The organism is Sphingomonas sp. dw_22 (assembly GCF_018449795.1).
Classification (GTDB): domain Bacteria; phylum Pseudomonadota; class Alphaproteobacteria; order Sphingomonadales; family Sphingomonadaceae; genus Sphingomonas.
This window is the reverse complement of record NZ_JAAVVE010000044.1, coordinates 14,408-35,540: the sequence shown is the minus strand read 5'-3', so window position 1 is coordinate 35,540 and position 21,133 is coordinate 14,408. Positions and strand designations below refer to the sequence as shown.

23 protein-coding genes are annotated in these 21,133 nt (G+C 68.4%); 6 read left to right on the top strand and 17 right to left on the bottom strand.

The window, feature by feature from the left end:
- Nucleotides 1–446: glycine zipper 2TM domain-containing protein (locus tag HB724_RS16625; RefSeq protein WP_213982065.1), on the bottom strand; the 446-nt coding region annotated here is incomplete at its 3' end.
- Between the two features lie 95 nt (nt 447–541).
- Nucleotides 542–1,366 (bottom strand): class I mannose-6-phosphate isomerase, encoded by an 825-nt coding sequence (locus HB724_RS16620; RefSeq protein WP_213982064.1) that lies wholly within the window; start codon nt 1,364–1,366, stop codon nt 542–544.
- Between the two features lie 190 nt (nt 1,367–1,556).
- On the opposite strand from HB724_RS16620, the gene HB724_RS16615 reads away from it, so the two are divergent.
- From HB724_RS16615 to HB724_RS16605, 3 genes are all read left to right on the top strand, one after another.
- Nucleotides 1,557–2,363 carry an outer membrane protein assembly factor BamD gene (locus HB724_RS16615; RefSeq protein ID WP_213982063.1) on the top strand — a complete coding sequence of 269 codons (807 nt, stop codon included), beginning with the start codon at nt 1,557–1,559 and terminating at the stop codon, nt 2,361–2,363.
- A 69-nt stretch (nt 2,364–2,432) separates the two neighbouring features.
- Nucleotides 2,433–4,097 carry a DNA repair protein RecN gene (recN, locus tag HB724_RS16610; protein WP_213982062.1) on the top strand — a complete coding sequence of 555 codons (1,665 nt, stop codon included), beginning with the start codon at nt 2,433–2,435 and terminating at the stop codon, nt 4,095–4,097.
- A 264-nt stretch (nt 4,098–4,361) separates the two neighbouring features.
- Nucleotides 4,362–4,724, top strand: coding sequence for a hypothetical protein (locus HB724_RS16605; RefSeq protein WP_213982061.1), 363 nt, complete (start codon nt 4,362–4,364; stop codon nt 4,722–4,724).
- A gap of 61 nt (nt 4,725–4,785) precedes the next feature.
- On the opposite strand, the gene HB724_RS16600 is transcribed toward HB724_RS16605, so the two are convergent.
- The 3 genes from HB724_RS16600 to tgt all read right to left on the bottom strand — a co-directional run bounded on the left by HB724_RS16600 (nt 4,786) and on the right by tgt (nt 7,433).
- Nucleotides 4,786–5,769, bottom strand: coding sequence for a cell wall hydrolase (locus HB724_RS16600; RefSeq protein WP_346344747.1), 984 nt, complete (start codon nt 5,767–5,769; stop codon nt 4,786–4,788).
- 111 nt (nt 5,770–5,880) lie between these two features.
- Nucleotides 5,881–6,297: a hypothetical protein gene (locus HB724_RS16595; RefSeq protein WP_213982060.1), complete on the bottom strand. Its 417-nt coding sequence runs from the start codon at nt 6,295–6,297 to the stop codon at nt 5,881–5,883.
- The gene (gene tgt, locus HB724_RS16590) at nt 6,294–7,433 is read right to left on the bottom strand and encodes a tRNA guanosine(34) transglycosylase Tgt (protein WP_213982059.1); all 1,140 of its coding nucleotides are present in this window, start codon (nt 7,431–7,433) and stop codon (nt 6,294–6,296) included. The genes HB724_RS16595 and tgt overlap by 4 nt, the downstream gene beginning before the upstream one ends.
- A 49-nt stretch (nt 7,434–7,482) precedes the next feature.
- Between tgt and HB724_RS16585 the strand changes: the two genes are divergently transcribed.
- Entirely contained in the window at nt 7,483–7,806 is a 324-nt protein-coding gene (locus HB724_RS16585; RefSeq protein ID WP_256731577.1) for a cupin domain-containing protein, read from the top strand.
- Nucleotide 7,807: 1 nt separating this feature from the next.
- Here the strand turns inward: HB724_RS16585 and HB724_RS16580 are convergent, their stop codons facing one another.
- The 9 genes from HB724_RS16580 to HB724_RS16540 all read right to left on the bottom strand — a co-directional run bounded on the left by HB724_RS16580 (nt 7,808) and on the right by HB724_RS16540 (nt 14,350).
- Complete coding sequence (locus HB724_RS16580) at nt 7,808–8,629, bottom strand: nucleotidyltransferase domain-containing protein (protein WP_213982057.1); 822 nt, start codon at nt 8,627–8,629, stop codon at nt 7,808–7,810.
- A 2-nt stretch (nt 8,630–8,631) separates the two neighbouring features.
- A complete protein-coding gene (locus HB724_RS16575; RefSeq protein ID WP_213982056.1) occupies nt 8,632–9,297 on the bottom strand; it encodes an HAD hydrolase-like protein in 666 nt (221 codons plus the stop codon).
- Nucleotides 9,290–10,231 carry a cation diffusion facilitator family transporter gene (locus tag HB724_RS16570; protein ID WP_213982055.1) on the bottom strand — a complete coding sequence of 314 codons (942 nt, stop codon included), beginning with the start codon at nt 10,229–10,231 and terminating at the stop codon, nt 9,290–9,292. The genes HB724_RS16575 and HB724_RS16570 overlap by 8 nt, the downstream gene beginning before the upstream one ends.
- Nucleotides 10,232–10,274: 43 nt before the next feature.
- Nucleotides 10,275–10,796: an EF-hand domain-containing protein gene (locus tag HB724_RS16565; protein WP_213982054.1), complete on the bottom strand. Its 522-nt coding sequence runs from the start codon at nt 10,794–10,796 to the stop codon at nt 10,275–10,277.
- A gap of 14 nt (nt 10,797–10,810) precedes the next feature.
- A complete protein-coding gene (gene queA, locus HB724_RS16560; RefSeq protein ID WP_213982053.1) occupies nt 10,811–11,836 on the bottom strand; it encodes a tRNA preQ1(34) S-adenosylmethionine ribosyltransferase-isomerase QueA in 1,026 nt (341 codons plus the stop codon).
- 22 nt (nt 11,837–11,858) lie between these two features.
- Entirely contained in the window at nt 11,859–12,587 is a 729-nt protein-coding gene (locus HB724_RS16555) for a peptidylprolyl isomerase (protein ID WP_256731576.1), read from the bottom strand.
- 84 nt (nt 12,588–12,671) lie between these two features.
- Nucleotides 12,672–13,181: a pantetheine-phosphate adenylyltransferase gene (gene coaD / locus HB724_RS16550; RefSeq protein WP_213982052.1), complete on the bottom strand. Its 510-nt coding sequence runs from the start codon at nt 13,179–13,181 to the stop codon at nt 12,672–12,674.
- Between the two features lie 13 nt (nt 13,182–13,194).
- A complete protein-coding gene (locus HB724_RS16545) occupies nt 13,195–14,094 on the bottom strand; it encodes a farnesyl diphosphate synthase (RefSeq protein ID WP_213982051.1) in 900 nt (299 codons plus the stop codon).
- 10 nt (nt 14,095–14,104) lie between these two features.
- The gene (locus tag HB724_RS16540; RefSeq protein ID WP_213982050.1) at nt 14,105–14,350 is read right to left on the bottom strand and encodes an exodeoxyribonuclease VII small subunit; all 246 of its coding nucleotides are present in this window, start codon (nt 14,348–14,350) and stop codon (nt 14,105–14,107) included.
- Nucleotides 14,351–14,454: 104 nt separating this feature from the next.
- On the opposite strand from HB724_RS16540, the gene HB724_RS16535 reads away from it, so the two are divergent.
- Nucleotides 14,455–15,834, top strand: a complete 1,380-nt coding sequence (locus HB724_RS16535) for an NAD-dependent succinate-semialdehyde dehydrogenase (protein WP_213982049.1) — start codon at nt 14,455–14,457, stop codon at nt 15,832–15,834.
- 138 nt (nt 15,835–15,972) lie between these two features.
- Here HB724_RS16535 and HB724_RS16530 read toward each other — a convergent pair whose 3' ends face one another.
- Genes HB724_RS16530 through HB724_RS16520 form a run of 3 tightly spaced genes read right to left on the bottom strand, consistent with a single transcriptional unit; the run spans nt 15,973 to nt 19,647 of the window.
- Nucleotides 15,973–17,661, bottom strand: coding sequence for a long-chain fatty acid--CoA ligase (locus tag HB724_RS16530; RefSeq protein ID WP_213982048.1), 1,689 nt, complete (start codon nt 17,659–17,661; stop codon nt 15,973–15,975).
- A 39-nt stretch (nt 17,662–17,700) separates the two neighbouring features.
- Nucleotides 17,701–17,907 carry a hypothetical protein gene (locus tag HB724_RS16525; RefSeq protein ID WP_213982047.1) on the bottom strand — a complete coding sequence of 69 codons (207 nt, stop codon included), beginning with the start codon at nt 17,905–17,907 and terminating at the stop codon, nt 17,701–17,703.
- A gap of 57 nt (nt 17,908–17,964) precedes the next feature.
- A complete protein-coding gene (locus tag HB724_RS16520; RefSeq protein ID WP_213982046.1) occupies nt 17,965–19,647 on the bottom strand; it encodes a diguanylate cyclase in 1,683 nt (560 codons plus the stop codon).
- 117 nt (nt 19,648–19,764) lie between these two features.
- Here HB724_RS16520 and HB724_RS16515 point away from each other — a divergent pair, with 117 nt between their 5' ends.
- Nucleotides 19,765–20,982 carry a DUF418 domain-containing protein gene (locus HB724_RS16515; RefSeq protein WP_213982045.1) on the top strand — a complete coding sequence of 406 codons (1,218 nt, stop codon included), beginning with the start codon at nt 19,765–19,767 and terminating at the stop codon, nt 20,980–20,982.
- Nucleotides 20,983–21,133: the final 151 nt, after the last annotated feature.

Below are 21,133 nucleotides of genomic sequence, written 5' to 3'. Positions count from 1 at the left end.
GCGGCACCCGCCGCCGCGCCGAGCAGCGTGCCCAGCGTCGCATTGCGGCCGTTCGAGAGCGCGTTGCCGAACAGGCCGCCGGCGACGCCGCCCACGATCAGGCCGGTCGTGCCGTCGGTGCGGCGGCAATAATAGCGCCCGTCGCGGCCGCGATAGATGCGGTCGTTCCGCGTCAGGCGGCGCTCGCGATAATAGCGGCCGTCGCGATAATAATCGTCGGCCCAATAGCCGCGCTCGCCCGGCGGCAGGCGGTTATAGTCGTAGTTGCGATAGCGGCGCCAATCGCGGCGCCATTCGCGGCGGTCCTGGCGATCGTAGCGGCGCTGCTGCGCATCGGCAGCGGCCTCATGGGCGATGGCATGGACGGCCGGCGGATTGCCGGCGGCGGCTGCCGGCATGGCGGGAATTGCCATGGCGGCCAGCGTGGCGGCCAGGATGATACGCATCACATTCCTCCTCTTGTTGCAGGGAACCAACGTACCGGGGCGCGGCGCAGTTGCGTTAACCGCAAACTACGCCGCGTTCATCGCACGGCCATGGTTCAGATCCGGCGGGTGCCGGGATAGGCGAAGAGCAGGTCGCTGCCCATCGCCGCCTCCAGCTCGGCTTCGCCCGCGAGCGTCAGGCAATCGCCCGCGCGGAACGGCACGCCGTCCGCCACGCCTTCGCCCTTCAGCGGCACCAGCCAGCCGGTGACGCCTTCGGGCAGCGTCACCTTGCGGTGGCCGCCCTCCCAGCGCTCCAGCACGAATTTCGGCCCTTCGACCAGGATCGCGCGATCGTCCGCCACCTTGCCCGGCATCGGATGCGGGACGTAGGGCACGGGCTCGGACACGGCGATGCCGGCATCCAGATGCAGCTCGCGCGGGCGGCCGTAATCATAGAGGCGATAGGTGGTCTCGCTGTTCTGCTGCACCTCGACCAGCGTGATCCCCGCGCCGATCGCGTGGATCGTGCCCGAGCCGGAGTAGAGGAAGTCGCCGGCCTTGACCGGTTTCCAGTCGAGCAGCTCCTCGATCGAACCGTCGAGCGCGGCGGCGCGCAGCGTCTCGCGGTCCACCGGCGCCTTCGTCCCCAGCGCGATCGTCGAATCGGGCTCGGCATCCAGGATCACCCAGCATTCGTCCTTGCCGCGCGGCAGGCCGGCGGCGTGCGCCTGCTCGTCGTTCGGATGGACCTGCACCGACAGCTTCTCGCTGGTGAAGAGGTATTTGATGAGCAGGTCGGGCGTGCTGTCGCCCGGTGTCTGGAACCAGATCTCGCCCACCGGATCGCTGTCCGCCGCCGGATCGGCGAAGCCCGGCCAGAGGCGGTGGCGGCCCCAGGGTTTCTCCACGCGGTGGGTGGCGAGAAGCGTTGCAGTCACTCGAATCTCTCCCGGCAAGAACGTTCGCCCACCGTAACGCATTTTCGCTTCCCGCGATCCCGCGGCTTTTCGTTCGGCCCACGCCGAAAGCGGCGCCGGCCCGCTCCCCCACCCGGCCGGCGCCGCCTGACACAAAGCCGCCGCGAAAAGGATTGTTTGCGGCCACCGGACCGGGCTAAGACCCCCGGTCATGCGTATCCCCCTGCCTCGCGCGCTTGCGTTCGCGCTTATCCCGGTGCTCGCCTTTTCCGTCGCCGGTTGCGCCAAGCGCAATTCCGGACGGGATCTGCCTTATGTCGCGCGCGACGTGGGCACGCTCTATTCGGCGGCCAAGCAGCGGCTCGACCAGCACCAGTACAAGCTGGCGGCCGCGCTGTTCGACGAGGTGGAGCGCCAGCATCCCTATTCGGTCTGGGCGCGCCGCGCGCAGCTCATGGGCGCCTTCAGCTATTATCTGAACCAGGATTATGCGCAGGCGATCGCATCGGCGCAGCGTTTCCTGGCGGTGCATCCGGGCAACCGCGACGCGCCCTATGCCTATTATCTGATCGGGCTCAGCTATTACGAGCAGATCAGCGACGTGACGCGCGACCAGAAGATCACGCAGCAGGCGCTCGATTCGCTGGGCGAGCTCACGCGCCGCTATCCGAACACCAAATATTCGGCCGACGCCCGGCTGAAGATGGACCTTGTCCGCGATCACCTTGCGGGCAAGGAAATGGAGATCGGCCGCTTCTACGAGACGCGCGGCCAGTGGCTGGCGGCGGTGATCCGCTTCCGCGCCGTGGTCGAGAATTATCAGATGACGACGCACGTGCCCGAGGCGCTGATGCGCCTGACCGAATGCTATCTCGAGCTCGGCGTGCCGGGCGAGGCGCAGAAGTCGGCGGCGGTGCTCGGCGCCAATTATCCGGGCACCGACTGGTATCAGCACGCCTATGAGCTGATCCAGAAGAACCAGGACAAGGTGACCAAGGCGACGCCTGCGGCGCACTGAGCCCAATCGGAAAAGGAAGCGCTCGCTTGCGCTTCCGTTCCTTCTCCGTTCCTGCAATATAGCGCGCGCATGCTGACTGCGCTCGCCATCCGTGACGTCGTGCTGATCGAGGCGCTGGACCTGGAGTTCGGCAAGGGGCTGGGCGTGCTCACCGGCGAGACCGGGGCGGGCAAGTCGATCCTGCTCGATGCGCTGGGGCTGGCGCTGGGCGCGCGCGGCGAGAGCGGGCTGGTGCGCCAGGGCGCCACGCAGGCGGTGGTGACCGCGAGCTTCGAGCCGCCCGCGCAGGACAGCGCCGTCGCCAACCTCTTCGCGCAGAACGGGCTGGAGCTGGAGCCCGGCGAGCCGCTGCTGATTCGCCGCATCGTCAAGTCCGACGGGGGCAGCCGCGCCTTCCTGAACGACCAGCCGGCATCGGCGGGGCTGCTGCGCGAGCTGGCGCCGCATCTCGTGGAGATCCACGGCCAGCATGACGATCGCGGGCTGCTCAATCCGCGCGGGCACCGCACGCTGCTCGACGCCTTCGGGCGCTGCGACGCGGGGCCGGTGGCGATCGCCCACAAGGCATGGCGCGAGGCGGAGGCATTGCTCGCCGTCGCCCGCGCCGAGCAGGACAGCGCCGAGCGCGACCGCGAATGGCTGGAGCATGCCGTCGCCGAACTGCGGGCGCTCGCGCCTGAGGAGGGGGAGGAGGAGGCGCTTGCCGAGCGTCGCGCCGCGATGCAGCGCGGCGAGCGGATCGCGGGCGAGTTGCAGGGCATCGCCGATCTGCTCGAAGGTTCGGAAGGGGGGCTCTCCCGGCTTCGCCAGGCCGCGCGCATCCTGGAGCGCATCGCCGACGATCATTCGGCGCTGGGCGAGGCGCTGGCCGCGATCGATCGCGCGCTTACCGAAGGCGGCGAGGCGCAGGAGCGGGTCGATGCCGCCGCGGAGGCGCTGGCCTTCGATCCCGCCGCGCTGGAGGCCGATGAGACCCGGCTGTTCGAGCTGCGCGGGATCGCGCGGAAGCACCGCGTCCAGCCCGACGCATTGCCGGCGCTGCTGGAGGAGCTTGGCGGAAAGCTGGAGCGGCTGACCAGCGCGGGCGAGGGCATCGCCCGGCTGGCGCTCGCCGTGGAGGAGACGCACCGGGCCTATCGCGAGGCCGCGCGTGCGCTTTCGGCTGCGCGGACCCAGGCGGCGGCGCGCCTCGATGCCGCGGTCGAGACCGAATTGAAGCCGCTCAAGCTGGACGCTGCGCGTTTCCGCACCGTGGTCGAGCCGCTCGATGCGGGGCAATGGTCGCCCGCCGGCATGGACCGGGTGGAGTTCGAAGTCTCGACCAATCCCGGCGCGCCCTTCGCGCCGCTCATCAAGATCGCGTCGGGCGGCGAGCTGTCGCGCTTCATCCTGGCGCTGAAAGTCGCGCTGGCCGAGGAAGGCGGCGCACGCACGCTGATCTTCGACGAGATCGATCGCGGCGTCGGCGGCGCGGTGGCGAGCGCGATCGGCGAGCGGCTCGCGCGGCTGGCCGATACCGCGCAGGTGCTGGTGGTGACGCACAGCCCCCAGGTCGCGGCGCGCGGCGCCCGCCACCTGCTGATCGCCAAGAGCCATGACGGCTTCGTCACCCGCACCGGCGTCACCCCGCTCGACACCGCCCAGCGCCGCGAGGAGATCGCTCGCATGCTCTCCGGCGCGCAGATCACCGACGAGGCGCGGGCCCAGGCCGAGCGGCTGCTGGAGCCGGCCTGAACGGCCCGCGTGCTTGGGAGTGGTGTCTGCGCCGATGCTCCTTCCGTCACCCCGGCCATAGTGCCGGGGTGACGGGGGATTTTGCGGCTACGCGCTGTTTCGCGGAAATGCCGGTCCCGCGTTAACCTTCCTGAACGAAGCCCGCGCACCTGCGACAAAGTGTGACACTAAAGCGCGGCCGCCGTCACAACTTCGAGACAGGCCCCTCCCATAAAGACATTCGACCGCAAGGGACGGTCCGGTTTTTGAAAGAGGAGTGTCACCATGAAGAAGTTCGCAATGCTGATCGCCGGCCTGGGCATCGCCGCCGCCGCTGTTCCCGCCACCGCCTTCGCGGCCCCGGCGCCCGCTTATGGCGCGATGCAGGGCGGCTGGCAGAACATCAACGCCCGCCAGGCGCGGATCGAGGCGCAGATCAACCAGGGCATCCGCTCGGGCGCGCTCAGCCGCCGCGAGGCGACGCAGCTCCGCAGCGAGTTCAACTCGCTCGAGCGTCTGGAGGCCCAGTATCGCCGCTCGCGCCCCGGCCTGACGCTGGTCGAGCGCCGCGACCTCGATCGCCGCTTCGATGCGCTCTCGGCCAAGGTCCGCATCCAGAAGAACGACCGCAACGGCCATCGCCGCTGATCGCTTCAGGATCGGCTGAACAAGGACGGGCTCCGCCGCAAGGCCGGAGCCCGTTTCCGTATCAGCGCAGCGGCTTGCCGCTGTCCTTCCATTTGTCGAGGATCTGCGAATCGGGGGCGGCATAGGCTGCGACCGGCGCGCCGCTATCGGCATAAGCGGGCTGGATCGCCGCGCGGGCCGGCGGCGGTGCGGGCGTCGCCATTGCCAGCGGCAAGGGCGTCGGCTGGGGGAGGGGCAGGGGCTCCAGGCTCGTATGCGGCCCGGGCAGCGGCTCGCCGCCCCGATAGACCTGGCTGAACGCGGCCGCCGTGCCCCACCAGCCCTTCCAGCGATGGAAGAAATGCGCGCCGAACACGCCGGTCATCACCAGGCTGCGGCTCCATTCCGGGGTGACCGCGAAGGTGTGGTAATGCGTCGCCTCGCCCACCGGCGCGAAGACGCTGCCGCCCAGCGCCGCGAGGGCGATCCGCCGCACCCGCAGCCAGGCATCGCGCGAGAGGCCGCGCGCCATCGCGCCGTCACAGGCGAAGCTGAACTGGCAGCCATGCTTCTCCGATCCCTGATAGACGACCCCGCACACCGTGGCCGGGAAGGCGGGATGCCGCACCCGGTTGAGGATCACCTGCGCCACCGCGCGCTGGCCGTCCTCGGGCTCGCGCGCCGCCTCGTAATAGATCGCATCGGTCAGGCATTCGATCGCGCGCGCCTTGTCGAGCGTGGTGCCGCGCAGCGCGAAGGGCCTGGCGGCCTGGATCGAGGCATCGATCACGGCGTTCCGGGGCACGGGCGTTGTCGGCAGCGCGATCGTGCCGGTGGTGCCGGGCGTCATCGCCGCATCGTCCGCGATCGCGGTGTAATCGGCGGCGCCGGGGAAATGATCCTCGGCCTCGTAGCCGGTCGGAGTCGGGGTGGACTCGGGCGCGGCCGGTGCGGGCGACAATGCCTGGGCGGAGAAGCCGGCGCCGATCAGCGAGGCGAGCGCAGCCGCCGCCAGTCCGCGCATCTGCATCTGCGTGAATCGCCGCCAGAACAAGAAACCGCCCACCCGCTCGCAAGAGAAGGCATTCCATCTAGCCGATTCGGGTTACCGCCGCGCCAACGGATTTCGTCCCGTCCCGCAGCGAAACACTTGATGGTTAACGTAATTTCCGGCGGATCAGGCGAACACCAGCAGCAGCGTGAGCACCACGCCGATCGCGGCGACGGCGCTCGTCGTCCAGCCTGTGGCGCGCGATCGGGTCCAGCCGCTGGCGCCCAGGCTCACGAGCAGCGCGAGCATGCCGGTGAGGAAGCTCAGCCCCATCAACATCTGCGAGGATCCCGTCGATGCCGCGGAGCCGGCGGGGGCATGCGGATGGAGCAGGGCGATCAGCGCCGTGGTGGCGACAACGGCGACGATGAAGGCGACCGAAGCGATCGCGGACGCGGTGATCGCGATCGTCGCCGCCCGCGATTCATGCCCGAGCGTCAGGAACATCGCCAGGAAGGTCGCCGCGAAGCCGCCGAGAAACGCGCTGACCCCGCCGATCTGGGTGGCGAGGGTGACGAGAAAATCGGGCGCGAGCGGCATCATTCGCTTCGGTGGTAGCGCACCCGGAAGTCGTTGGCGAATGCCGTGAGCCGCCCTTCGCCGATCGCCGCGCGCAGGTCCGCCATCAGCTCCTGGTAGAACCACAGATTATGCTCGGTCATCAGCATCGCGCCCAGGATCTCGCCCGCGCGCACCAGATGGTGAAGATAGGCGCGGCTCCAGGTGGCACAGACGGGGCAGGAGCATGTCGGGTCGAGCGGCCCCTGGTCCTCGCCGAACTTCGCATTCCGGATGTTGATCGGGCCTTGCCGCGTGAACGCCTGGCCGGTGCGGCCCGATCGGGTGGGGAGCACGCAATCGAACATGTCGATGCCGCGCTCGACCGCGCCGACGATGTCGTCGGGCTTGCCCACGCCCATCAGGTAGCGCGGCTTTTGCGCGTCGAGCTGGCCCGGCGCATAATCGAGCACGCCGAACATCGCCTCCTGGCCTTCGCCCACCGCGAGCCCGCCTACGGCATAGCCGTCGAAGCCGATATCCTTCAGCGCATCGGCGCTCGCCTTGCGCAGCCCTTCGTCGAGCGCGCCCTGCTGGATGCCGAACAGCGCGGCATTCCCGGCATGCTCGCCGCCCGAATCGAAGCCGTCGCGGCTGCGCTTCGCCCAGCGCATCGATCGCTCCATCGCCTTTGCCTGCACCTCGCGCGTCGAGGTGGTCGGCACCAGCTCGTCGAACGCCATGACGATGTCCGATCCCAGCAGCCGCTGGATCTCCATCGAGCGTTCGGGCGAGAGCAGATGCTTCGATCCGTCGAGATGCGATTTGAACGCGACGCCTTCCTCGCTGCGCTTGGTCAGCTCGGACAGGCTCATCACCTGATATCCGCCCGAATCGGTGAGGATCGGCCGGTCCCAGGCCATGAACTTGTGCAGCCCCCCCAGCCGGTGGACGCGCTCGGCGCCGGGGCGCAGCATCAGGTGATAGGTGTTGCCCAGGATGATGTCGGCGCCGGAGGCGCGGACGTCCTGCGGCTTCATCGCCTTGACGGTGGCGGCGGTGCCCACCGGCATGAAGGCGGGCGTGCGGATCTCGCCGCGGCGCATGGCGATGCGGCCGAGCCGGGCCTTGCCGTCGGTGGCGTCTATGGTGAACTGGAAGCGGGGCGGTATCGTTGGCATGGGGCTCGCCCTTTGCCGTGTCGGCGGCGGCGAGTCGAGGGATGGGGTCATGACGAAGCTGGGCAATCTCCTGACGGCGCTCCCGGATGCGGGGCGCGACGAGGTCTTCACCGAAATCCTCACCCGGCCCGGAATCCGCATCGAGCGCATCGTCTCGCACGGCCAGGCGACGCCCGAGGCCGGGCCGATGGTGCAGGACACGGACGAATGGGTGCTCCTGCTCGAAGGCGCGGCGGGGCTGCGCATCGAGGATTCGGACGAGGTGCGCCTGAGCCCCGGCGATCATGTCTGGATCGCGGCCGGGCAGAAACACTGGGTCACCTGGACCACGAAGGACCGCGCCACCGTGTGGCTGGCGGTGCATCTGGGCTGAATCAGGCGGGGGCGTATCGGCTTAGCAGCGCGCGGAACGTCGCCTCCGCCGCCGCCTTGGCCGTGGAGCTCAGTCGGGTGGGCGGCGCATCTTCCAGCGAGCGCCGGGCTTCCGCGAACTCGGCCTCCACAAAGGCGCGGACGGGTGCGGGGGTTTCGATCGTGCCCAGTTCGCGCGTCGTGGCCTTGGCCTTGATGAGCCGTGCGACCGTTTCGGTCAGATCGGCGGGCGGTTCGGCTTGGGCGAGCAGGGTGGGGAAATCCATCGGTGCGACGCGCGCATCCGCATGGAGCCGCAGCCAACGGAGCGCCGCCGCGGGACGCAGCACGTAGAAGAGCTTCTTCCCCGGCGCGGTTTCGCCGGAAAAGCGCCGCCACTGGCCCTCGCCCAGATGGAGATAATGGCGGCGGATCGCGTCGCGGGCGGCATAGCGGTCCGCGAGATCGAGCAAGGCGGCGCGAAAATCCTCGTCGTCGCGATAGCGGATCGGCGATTGCAGCCATTCGATCGCCACCGCATTGCCCTTGAGCATCAGCTTGACGAACTTGCCCAGTTCCCAGCCGTTCACATCGAGCAGGGCGTCGAGCGGCGTCTCGATCACGTCGCGGCGCGGCCAAGGCGTCAGATAGTCGTCGCGGGCGCGCACGAAGACGAAGCGGCAATCATAATCGCTGTCGGGCGAGGGGAAGCCCCATGCCCGGCTGCCGCTTTCCACCGCGAACGGGATCGCGACGCGATCGTCCCGGAGGATGGCGTCGAGCCGACCCTGGATCGTGCGCACCACATCGGCGTCGAAACCTCGGGCCTGGTTCGCCGCGACCATGGTCAGCGATGCGCCGCGACGAATTCGAGGATGTCCTGCGGCGTGCGGAACAGCGCGTCCGGCCCCAGCGCGGTCAGCACTTCCTCGCTGGCATAGCCCCATAGCACCGATCCCGCGCGCATCCCCACTTCGCGCGCCGCATCGATGTCGCGCGTTTCGTCGCCGATCGCCAGCGTGTGGGCGGCGGTGATGCCCATCTTCTTCAGCACCCGGCGGAATTTGGGCGCCTTGCCGAACAGCGAGGAGCCGCAGGCATAGAAATCGATCCGCGCGGCATGTTCCGGCCCCAGGATCTTCCGCGCATTGGCCTCGGCATTGGAGGTGACCAGCGCGATCTTCACCCCCGTCGCCGCCAGTTGCTCGAGCAGGTCCGGCGTGCCCGGAAACAGCTCGATCTCATGCGCGTTGCGGCCCACCAGGTTGCGCAGGTGCCGGGCGATGAAGGGCAGCTTCCAGCGCGAGATGCCGAGATATTCGATCACCTCGCGCGAGCTCTTGTGGCGCAGCATCTCGACTTCGCCGTCCTTCACGGTGCGGAACCGGAAGCGGCTGGCAAGCTGATCGACCACCGAGAGGAACCAGTCGCCGCTGTCCGAAAGCGTCCCGTCGAAGTCGAAGATCACCAGCCGGATCGGCGCAGGCGGCGAGATACGCGCCGCCTCAGCCATGCCCCGCTCCATTGCCATGCATCCGGCACTCCGCCCCGTCGCCCAATTCGATCTGCACCGTCGTATGATCGATCCGGAAGTCGTGCGCCAGCCGGTGCTGGAGATCGCTGAGGAAGGAGTCGCCCGGATGGCCGCCGGGCATCACCAGATGCGCGGTCAGCGCGGCCTCGGTCGTGCTCATCGGCCAGATGTGGAGATCGTGGACGCGCTCGACGCCCGGGAGCGCCGCCAGCGTGGCCTCCACCGCATCGGCATCGATCCGCTGCGGCACCGCCTGGAGCGCCATGGTGATCGATTCCTTGAGCAGCCCCCAGGTGCTCCACAGGATCACCGCGACCACCACCAGGCTGATCGCCGGATCGATCCAGGCGGTCCCGGTGAAATAGATCAGCGCGCCCGCCACCACCACCGCCGCCGAGACGCCGGCATCGGCCGCCATGTGGAGATAGGCGCCGCGGATGTTGATGTCGTGCTTGCGCCCGCTGGCGAACAGCAAGGCGGTCGACAGGTTGACGACGATCCCCACCGCCGCGACCGCCATCACCGGCACGCCCGCCACCACGTGCGGATCGAAGAGCCGCTGGAATGCCTCCAGCGCGATCGCGCCCACCGCGACCAGCAGCAGCAGCGCGTTGGCGAGCGCCGCCAGGATCGAGGAACCGCGCAGGCCATAGGTGAAGCGCTTGCTCACCGGCCGCTTGGCGAGCTCGGCCCCGCCCCAGGCGATCAGCAGCCCCAGCACGTCGGAGAGATTGTGCCCCGCATCGGCGAGCAGCGCCACCGAGCCGGTCCATAGCCCCGCGCCCCCTTCCACCGCGACGAAGGCGATGTTGAGCAGGGTGCCGATCGCGAACGCGCGGCCGAAATCCGCCGGCGCATGGGCGTGCGCGTGCGAATGATGGTGATCGTGGTCGTGATCGTGATGCGCGGCCATTCGCCTTGCTCTTAGCCGGGCTCGCGCATGAGATGCTAGGACATCAATTGCCGCGGCCGCGCTTTCCGCGCCCCATGCCGGGGCTGAACATCTGCGGCCGGATCGTCACCAGCTCGCTGCGCACCAGCACGCCGTCCTTGTTGGCGTCGAAGCGCGTGAAGAGCAGGTCGAAGCGCTCGGCCAGCTCGGCGAAGCTGATCCTGTTGTCGCCGTCGCGATCGACCTCGAACGGGCTGGGCAGGGTGTTGCGGTCCCCCAGCCAGCGTTCGGACCAGTCGGAAAAGGCGATATAGCCGATCGATCCGGACTTGGCGGTATCGATGCTGTCGAAGCTGTGGCGCAGCCCCGCGTCGAACTCGGCGCGCGTCACCTTGGCATCGCCGTCCGTATCGAAGGCGGCGATCATCATCGCCACCGGCTCGACGATCACCGTGGCGGCGGGCTGGGCCGTGGTGCTCTGCCCGATCGGATTGCCGCCATTGCCGCTCCCGGTGGGAATGCCGACGCGATCCTGGGCGAAGGCCGGCGTCGCAACGAACATCGCCAGCAGCAGGAACAGGCGCATGGAAGTCCTTTCGGTCAGGGCAGCAGCAGCGAGGCGTCGCCATAGGAATAGAAGCGATAGTCTGTGGCAATCGCATGGCGGTACGCCGCCTGCATCCTATCCAGCCCCATCAGCGCCGATACCAGCATGAACAGCGTCGATCGCGGCAGATGGAAATTGGTGACCAGCCCGTCGACGCCCTTGAAGCGATAGCCCGGCGTGATGAAGATCGCGGTGTCGCCCTCGAAGGGCCGGATCGTGCCGTCCTTGCCAGTCGCGCTCTCGATCAGGCGCAGGCTGGTGGTGCCCACCGCGATCACCCGGCCGCCCTTCGCGCGCACCGCGTTGAGGCGGTCGGCGGTGGCGGCGTCGATCCGGCCCCATTCGGCGTGCATCCGGTGCGCGTCGGTGTCCTCGGCCTTGACCGGCAGGAAGGTGCCCGCGCCGACATGCAGCGTCAGCGTCGCATGGCCGATCCCGGCCGCGTCCAGCGCCGCCATCAGCCCGGGCGTGAAGTGGAGCGCTGCGGTCGGCGCGGCGACGGCGCCGGGCTCGGCCGCGAACATCGTCTGGTAATCCTCGGCGTCGCGGGCGTCGGTGGGGCGCTTCGAGGCGATATAGGGCGGCAGCGGCATCCGCCCGCAGCGCGCGAGCAGCAGTTCGACCGGCTCCTCGCCGGCGAACTCCAGCGCGAAGCTGCCGTCCTCGGCCCGGTCCGACGCCAGCGCCGACACGCCTTCGCCGAAATCGATCGTATCGCCCTCGCGCAGCCGCTTGGCGTTGCGGATGAAGGCGCGCCAGCGGCGCGGCCCCTCGCGCTTGTGGAGCGTCGCGCCGATATGCGCCTCTCCGCGCCGCCCTTCGAGCTGGGCGGGGATCACGCGGGTATCGTTGAAGACGAGCAGGTCGCCAGCGCGCAGCATCGCCGGCAGGTCGCGCACCACGGCGTCGCGCGTGCCGGCGCCGTCCAGCACCAGCATCCGCGCCGAATCGCGCGGGCTCGCCGGCCTGAGCGCGATGCGCTCGGCCGGCAGCTCGAAATCGAAAAGATCGACGTTCACAAGTTCGGCAGGGCGGGCGCCCTTATTTCTTCTTCGGGGCCGGAGCCTTCGCGGCCGGAGCCGGTGCGGGCGTGGTCGGGATCAGCAGCGGCGCGGCAGGCACCGGCGCTGCGACCGCGGCCGCATAAGGCGGCGGATTGTCGGCGGCGATATAGGCGTGGAGGATGCGGGTCGGGTTGGCGGGCGGCTCGCCGCGCTCGATCTTGTCGACCCATTCGATGCCCGAGGTCACCCGGCCGAACACGGTATAGTCGTGGTCGAAGCCCAGATGCGCGCCGAACATGATGAAGAACTGGCTGTTCGCGCTGTTGACGTCCTGCGAGCGGGCGGCCGAGACGGCGCCGCGCACATGCGGCAGGTTGTTGAACTCGGCGGGCACGTCCGGCAGGTCCGATCCGCCGGTGCCGTCCCCCTTGGGATCGCCGCCCTGCGCCATGTTCTCGGGCGAATCGATCACGCGATGGAAGGTGGTGCCGTCATAGAAATGGCGCCGCGTCAGCGTCTTGACCTGAGTCACCATCTTCGGCGCGACATCGGGGCGCAGGCGGATGGTCACGCGACCGCCGGTCGAAAGATCGAGAACCCAGGTATTCTCCGGATCGGCGGGCACCACGATGGGGGTGGACGCGGTATCCGCGGCGACTCCATCCAGCGGCCGGACCTCGGGCTTATCCTTCTGGCCCCCCTGGGCGAGCGCCGGAACGGCGATCAGGGTGGCGGCCATGGCGGCCAGCACGGCAACGAAACGCATCTACTTCCCCACTCGCTTGCAACTCAGCCGCGCGGTCTAGAGCAATCGCCAGCCGCCGCAAAGCCCACGACTCAACCCGGCGTTTCAGCCGCCGCCCTTGCGCCCGGTCTCATAGACGCGGCGCGACACATCGGCCTCCACCGCCGGCGTCACGAACTTGCGGATCGCGCCGCCATAAAGCGCGATCTCCTTCACCAGCCGGCTCGCGATCGGCTGGAGCGAGACGTCCGCCATCAGGAAGACCGTCTCGATCCGGTCGTTCAACTGCTGGTTCATCCCCGCCATCTGATATTCATATTCGAAATCGGCGACGGCGCGCAGGCCGCGCACGATCATGTTGGCGCCTTCGCGCTCGGCAAAGTCCATCAGCAGCGAATCGAAGCTGACCACCTGGATCTCGCCGTCCATCCCCGTCACTTCCCGCTGCACCATCGCCATCCGCTCCTCGATGGTGAACATCGGCGATTTGGAGGGATTGGTGGTGACGCCGATCACCAGCCGGTCGACCAGCTTCGCGCCGCGCCGGATGATGTCCATATGGCCGAGCGTGATCGGATCGAAGGTGCCGGGATAGACGCCGATGCGAATGGTCATGTGATCGAGCCTCCTAGCGGTCGCGTTCCAGGGTGAAGCGTGCGATGTCGCGCAGCAGATCGGCCTCCGCACCATAGGCGTGGAGATGCGACACGGCCTGCTCGATCAGCATCCGCGCCTGTTCGCGCGCGCGATCCAGGCCGAGCAGGGTGAGGAAGGTCTCCTTGCCGGCTTCCCTGTCCTTGCGCAGCTTCTTGCCGGCCGCCGCCTCGTCGCCCTCGGCGTCGAGGATGTCGTCGGCGATCTGGAAGGCGAGCCCCAGGTCGCGCGCATAGCCGCGCAGGCCGGTGCGGCCCTCGGGCTGGACACGGCCCAGGATCGCGCCGGCCTCCACCGCATAGGCGATCAGCGCGCCGGTCTTCATTGCCTGGAGCCGGGTGACGGTGGGCAGGTCGAAGCTCGCCTTCTCCGCCTGCAGGTCCATCATCTGGCCGCCCGCCATGCCGGCCGGGCCGGCGGCGCGGGCAAGCTCAAGTGCCAGCTCGGCGCGGACGAAGGGGTCGGGATGCGTCGCCTCATGCGCCAGCAGCTCGAAGGCGAGCGCCTGGAAGCTGTCGCCCGCCAGGATCGCGGTCGCCTCGTCGAAGGCGCGATGGACGGTGGGCTTGCCGCGGCGCATGTCGTCATCGTCCATCGCCGGCAGGTCGTCATGGATCAGCGAATAGACATGGATGCATTCGAGCGCAGTCGCGACTCGCGCGGTGCAGGTACGATCGACGCCGAACAGCCGCGCGGTCGCGAAGACGAGCAGCGGCCGCAGCCGCTTGCCGCCGCCGATCGCGGCGTGGCGCATCGCCCGATAGAGCCCCTCGCGCGGATCGGCTGGGACGGCGAGCAGCTTGTCGAACTGCCGGTCGATCTCGGCCGAAACGTCCTTGAGCGCGGCCTGCAGCGCGATCGATGCGTGCGGCACGCTGGCCAACTCAGCCGGCGGCGAAAGGCGTGGTGCCGGCGGCGCGGCCTTCGGCATCGGTGCGGATCGCTTCGATCCGGGCCTGTGCCGCGTCGAGCCGGGCGGCGCATTGCCGGCGCAGCCGATCGCCGCGCTCGTACAGGTCGATCGCCTCCTGCAACTGCGCCTCGCCGCTCTCCAGCCGGCCGACGATCCGCTCGAGCTCCTTCAGGGCTTCCTCGAACGAAAGGGCCGCAATGTCCGCTTCTTCTGCCATGCGCGCGCTATGCGGCAGGGGTAGGGGACAATCAACTCCCCTCCCGTTCGGGGCGCGGAGTTCCTAATTGGGGATTCGTTCGATCCCCCAAGGAGAGGCTCCCCATGTTCACCAGCATCAATCCCGCCACCGGCGAACGCGCTCCCGAAATCCCCGAGCTGACCGACGACGAGGTGGAGCTGGCGCTCAGCCGCGCCGCGACTGCATACCGGGCCTGGCGCAATTCGAGCCTGGAGCAGCGCACCGGGCTCCTCTCCGCGATCGCCGACCGCTGGGAGGCGGACAAGCAGCATCTGGCCGAAACGGCGGTGCGCGAAATGGGCAAGACGATCACCGGTGCCATCGCCGAGGTGGAGAAATGCATCGCCGGCTTCCGCCACTATGCCGAGCATGGCCCCGCCTATCTGGAGCCGACCACGGTCAAGACCGCGGGCGGCCATGCGGTGGCGCGCTGGCTGTCGACGGGGCCGGTGCTGGCGGTGATGCCGTGGAACTTCCCGTACTGGCAGGTGGTGCGGTTCCTTGCCCCCACGATCATGGCCGGCAATGTCGCGCTGCTGAAGCATGCCTCCAGCGTGCAGGGCTGCGGCGCGCTGATGCAGCAGCTGGCGAGCGCAGCGGGCGCGCCGGACGGGCTGTTCCAGAACCTGGCGATCAAGTCCGACAAGGTCTCCGACATCATCGCCGACCGGCGTGTGGTGGCGGTGACGCTCACCGGCAGCGAAGGGGCGGGGGCCAAGGTTGCCCAGGCCGCCGGGCGGGCGCTCAAGAAGGTGGTGCTGGAGCTGGGCGGATCGGACCCGCTGATCGTCATGCCCTCGGCCGATCTCGATCTCGCGGCGAAGACGGCGGTCACCGCGCGCGTCCAGAATGCCGGGCAGAGCTGCATCTGCGCCAAGCGGATGATCGTTCATGCGGACGTGTACGACGCGTTCCTGGAGCGATTCGAGGCCGGCATGAAGGCCGTGAAGATCGGCGATCCGATGGACGCGGGCATTGTGATGGGACCGCTCTCCAGCATCCAGCAGCGCGACACCGTGCTCGACCAGGTCGAGCGTGCCGTGGCCGCGGGCGCGACGCTGCGCTTTGGCGCGGAGAAGATCGAGCGTGAAGGCGCCTGGATGACGCCGGGCGTGCTTGCCGATCTCGATCCCGAAAGCCCCGTCGCCAAGGAGGAGATATTCGGCCCCGTCGCCGTGGTCTACAAGGTGGCGGACATCGACGCGGCGATCGCGCTGGCGAACGACGTGCCCTATGGCCTGGGCTCGTCGGTGTGGACGCGGGACGAGGCGGAGATCGAGCGCTTCGCCCGCGACATCGAAGCCGGCATGACCGCGGTCAACGCGCTGCTTGCCTCCACGCCCGAGGCGCCGTTCGGCGGGGTCAAGCTCTCCGGCCATGGCCGCGAGCTGGGGCCATGGGGCATGCACGAGTTCATGAACCTGAAGGCGGTGATGTTCGGCGAGGGCATGGCTGGGGATTGACTTGAATTCCTCCCCGGAACGGGGAGGGGGACCGCCGCCGAAGGCGGTGGTGGAGGGGCGCCGTCGCAGACGGCGGACTGCGTCCGCCGCCCCTCCACCAGCCTGCGGCTGGTCCCCCTCCCCGTGCCGGGGAGGAATTTAGGTGGCGCTGACCTCTTTCAGCAGATCCTTCCGGCTCAGCTTGCCGATCATCGTCTTGGGCAGATTGTCGCGCACCACCACTTCGGCGACGCGCTCATGCTTGCCGAGCTGGCCGTTCAGCCACAGGCAGAGTTCCGGCCCCGAGACGGTCGCGCCGTCGTCCAGCGTCACATAGGCGTGCGGCAATTCGCCGTGATACGCATCGGGCAGGCCGATCACGAGGGCTTCCTTCACCTCGGGATGCCGATAGAGCACGGCCTCGATCTGGCTCGGGAACACCTTGAAGCCGCCGACGGCGATCATGTCCTTCAGCCGGTCGACGATGCGGATATAGCCGTCCTCGTCGATCGTGCCGACATCGCCGGTGCGCAGCCAGCGCGTGCCCTCGGCATCCACGACGAAGATCGTCGCATCGGCGTCGGGGCGGTTCCAATAGCCCTTCATGATCTGCGGGCCGGCGGCGACGATCTCGCCGGGCTCGCCCTCGGGCGGCGGCCGCGTGGGGTCTTCCTTGTCCACCAGGCGGACACGGGTGCCGGCGATCGGCTGGCCGATCGTGCCGGGCTTGTTGAGGCCGGCATAGGGATTGGTCGAGACCACGCCCGAGCTTTCGGACAGGCCATAGCCCTCGATCACGCGCGCGCCGGTGATCGACTCCCAGCTCTCCTTGAGCTGCTGCGACAGCGGCGCCCCGCCCGAGATGCAGAAGCGCAGCGAGCTGAAATCGCCCGGCTTCATCCCCGGCGCATCGAGCAGCGCCTGGTACATGGTCGGCACGCCCGGCAGCGAGCGGGGGCGGGTGCGGCGCAGCTCGGCCAGCGCCTGCTTGGCGTTGAAGCGCGGCAGCATCACGATCTCGCCGCCGGTCGCCACGGTGCGGTTGAGCACGCAGGTATTGGCGAAGACGTGGAAGAAGGGGAGCACGCCCAGGATGCGGTCGGTCGTCCGGCCCATCTCGGGATCGAGCAGCGCCACCTGGCGGGCGTTGGCCGACAGGTTCTGGTGGGTGAGCATCGCGCCCTTGGGCGTGCCGGTGGTGCCGCCGGTATATTGGATCAGTGCCAGATCCTTTTCCGGGTCGATCGCGGGCGTCTCGCACAGCCCTTCATTGGCGATCAGCCGGGAAAAGGCGACAATGCGCTGGTCATGCGGCCGCTGGGCGACCTCCTTGCCGCGGAACAGCCGGTAGAAGAGCGACTTGGCCGGCGGCAGCGCCCCCGCCACCGATCCCACCACCAGCCGCTCGAGATGGCTCTTCTCCAGCACCGCGAGCGCCGTCGGCAGCAAGGCCGAGGCCGAGATGGTGAAGAGCAGCCTGGTTCCCGAATCGGCCACCTGTGCCGAAAGCTCGTCCACTGTGTAGAGCGGCGAGAAATTGACCACCGTCGCGCCGAGCTTGAGGATGCCGTAATAGGCGGCGACATAATGGGGGACGTTGGGCAGGAAGAGCCCGATCCGGTCGCCCGGGCCGTATCCCAGTTCCTTCAACCCGCACGCCACCCGGTTGGCGCCATCCATCGTCTCGCCATAGCTGTAGCGCCGGCCCAGGAAATCGAGCAGCGGCGCATCGGGATGCGACCGTGCGCTGTTCTCGAACAGCTCGACCATGGACATGGGCGGGAACACCTGGTCCCACGCGCCCGGATGACGATAGGCGGTGCGCCAGGCGTGCTCGGGATCAGTCATTGACACGAGTGTAAGCAGCCCCCCGGCGCGACGCAACCGTCACTGGCTGAAATGGCGGCTCCACGTCACCAGCACCGAAACGGCGAACACGCCGACATCGATCGCCGCCTCCACCTTGCCCGGCGAGAGGTCGCCCTGCTGGTGCGTCAATATCTCGATATTGGCCTGGGGATGCCGCGCGGCCAGTGCGAGCAGCAGGGCGGCGGCCACTCCGGCAATTGCGATCTTGCGCCTGCGCTCGATCATTACGCATCTCCTCGACAGGCCGCGCCATACGCCTCCTCCCAGGGCGCGGCAAGCGGATCAGGCGGCTCGGCGCGCGGTGTGGCGCGCGCGGTCGCGGCCGGCGGACTTGGCCTCGAACAGCGCCGAATCGGCGCCGCGATAGAGCGCCTTCCAGTCGACGTCGCTGGTCAGCGGCCCCAGGCACACGCCGATGCTGGCGGTCACCTTCAGATCGAACGGCATCCGCGCGGCGCGCAGCCGGGCAAGCACGGCATTGGGCTCCACCGCCTCGCCGGCATGGCTCAGGATCGCGAATTCCTCGCCGCCCAGCCGCGCGACCAGCGCATTGGCGGGCACGATGCCGCGCAGCATCCGCGAGAAATTGCGCAGTACCTCGTCGCCGCCGTCATGGCCCAGCGTCTCGTTGACGCGCTTGAAATGATCGAGGTCGGCGATCAGGAGCTGCTGCTCGCCCGGCCGACCGATCGCCTGGTCGAGGAAGGCGCGGCGATTGAGCAGCCCGGTCAGCGGATCGGTATCGGCCAGGCGGCGCGCCAGCACTTCGCGGGTGATCGCCTCGTCGCGCTCGTCGCGCAGGAACTTGATGCGATAGGCGACCGCCAGCGCCGATGTCAGCGCCTCGAACATCATCGAGACCACGGTGGAATTGTCGAGCCAGAAGCTCCAGCCGATCACGTGCAGATTGGCCATGATGCGCAGGATCGCCAGCGCGATCGGCCCGCTCCAGGCGATGGCGAACAGCCACAGGAAATTGGAGCGCTGGAGCCATGCCTGCCACAAGGTGGGCAGGACGATCGCGATCAGCCCCAGGATCGTGAGCGTATAGAAGGCATCGGCCAGCCGCAGGTTGATCGCGCCGAACAGGAACACGACGATGCCCGACAGGGGAACCATCGCCGCGACGGCACGGGTGGAGCGATCGAGCCAGCGCGAGGCGATGCGATCCTCGAAGAAGCTGCGGGTGAACATCGCCGCCGCGCCGCCCGCCAGGCCGAGGAAGAGATAGTTGAACCGCAGCCGATCGTTGTTCGCGACCATCGGCGCCACCCAGGCCAGCGCGCCCGAGGAGCTGAGCGTATAGGCCATCAGCGCGGCCAGCAGCGCGCAATAATGGAGCTGGAACCGATGCCGCATCGCGCACCACAGCGCGAAATTATAGACGATCAGCGCCAGCCCCATGCCGGCGAAACAGGCATAGAGCGCAGCCATCGCCATGTTCGCCGTCGCGCTTTCATGGGCGGTGGCGAGGAGCACGCCCATCATCACGCCGCGCACATTGGCCGCATCCTGGACATGCCACAGCGCCCGCACCGCCGGCGCCTCGGCGACCGGAATGGGCTGTTCGGCGATCGCGCCCATCTGGATGAAGGGGGTGATGCCGCGCCGATCGGTGGTCGAGGAGCGGATCGTGCCGTCGCCATAGAGGAGGTGGAGCGTGAGTCCCCCCTGCCACAGGCTGGCGAAGCGCAGCACCAGCGGCCGGTCCGGGCGCGAGACCTGGCCGATGTCGCGGCTGATCGCCCAATAGGTGCCGGGTCCGAGCTTGTACTGTGTCGTGGTGCAATCGAATCGCTCGGGGTGGCGGATCAGTTCCTCGGCGCGCTGGCCGGTGTCGCGCAGCACGCAGGCCCCCAGCGGTTGACCCGCGACGCCCGCCTGTGCATGCGCCGGCAACGCGCCAGCAATCAGGACGAAGCCTGCCAGTGCCAATAGAAGCCGTGCGAGCCGGGCGGTAACCATGGCGCCGTCGGTAGGCACCTATGACGAACAAGATGTAAATGCCTAAGCTGGCGAATGAAATTTGAGTCGGTCCGCGCTCGGGCACCCTTGGGACGGGCGCGGCGTTTAAGGTTTAGAATGACTGAGACACAAAAGATGTCGCGCGGGCCGGACGCCCGTCTCGAAGTAGTCGATGTGTTGCGTGGCTTCGCGTTGATGGGCCTGTTCCTCGTCCATATGATCGAGAGCTATGAGCTCTACTGGGCCGATCCCAAGCCCGGCTTGATCGCCGACACGGTTTTCCTGCTGCTGATGGGAAAGAGCTTTTCGCTGCTCGCTTTGTGCTTCGGGTTCAGCTTCTTCATATTGATGGACCGCGCGGCGAAGCGCGGCACCGATTTTTCCGTGCGATTCGCCTGGCGGCTGCTGATCCTGGAGGGAATCGGGTTTCTCCATTCGCTGATCTATCGCGGCGACATCATGCAGACGCTGGCGGCGATGGGCCTGTTGCTGTTGCTCGCGCATCGTATCCGCAGCAATCGCGTGCTGGTCGGCGCGGCGATCTTCTGCTTCCTCGGCCCCTCGCTGATCGTCCAGATGATCGCCGCCGCATCGGGCGCCGCCTGGGCGAACGGCACCGCGATGTCGTCGAGCGATCCGGGCATGCCGATCTATCTTTCCGGCACCTGGCTCCAGGCGCTCCAGGTCAATCTTTGGGCGGGCCAGGTGCCCAAATACTGGTTCTTCATCGAATATGGCCGGCTGGTGCAGATCCTCGGCCTGTTCCTGCTCGGCATGGTACTGGGGCGCATCGGCTTTTTCGGGCGGCTCGGCGAATTCCGCCGGGCGCGCTGGATCGCGCTGGCGGTCGCGCTGACGCTGGCGGTGGCGCTGCATTTCGAGCGCGAGCCGATGCGGCTGGCCTTCGCGACCCTGCATTACGGCGCGGCGGCCGAACGTGCCTTCTGGGCGCTCACCGGAAGCTGGCTCGATCTGGCGGGCACCGCCTGCTGGGGGCTGCTGCTGATGGCGCTCTACGACAGCCGGCTGCGCTGGCTGGTCCATCCCTTCGCCGCGCCGGGGCGGCTGACGCTGACCTTCTACATCGCGCAGTCGGCGGTCTTCGTACCGGTCTTCTACGGCTATGGGCTGGGGCTCTGGGACGATTGGAACCAGGAGACGCGGCTGTTCGTCGCGCTGGCCGCCATCGCCTTCCAGATGTGGTTCGCCGCCGCCTGGCTGGCGCGCTTCCAGTATGGCCCGATCGAATGGGTCTGGCGCGCGCTCACCTATCTGCGGCGCGACGTGCCCTTCCGCCGGCCGGCCCCGCGCGTGGGAGCGCCGGCACGGGCTTAGGGCGGATTGGCCTGCCGGTTGACTCATTTGACTCCATCGCATGTTTTTTCCCACGCGGATCGAGCGTCTTCCGGGTGCCTGGACGATGAGAAAGAGCCGACCCTTGGGTCGGCTCTCAAATCCTACATTTCAAGGTCCACGGCCCGGGCCG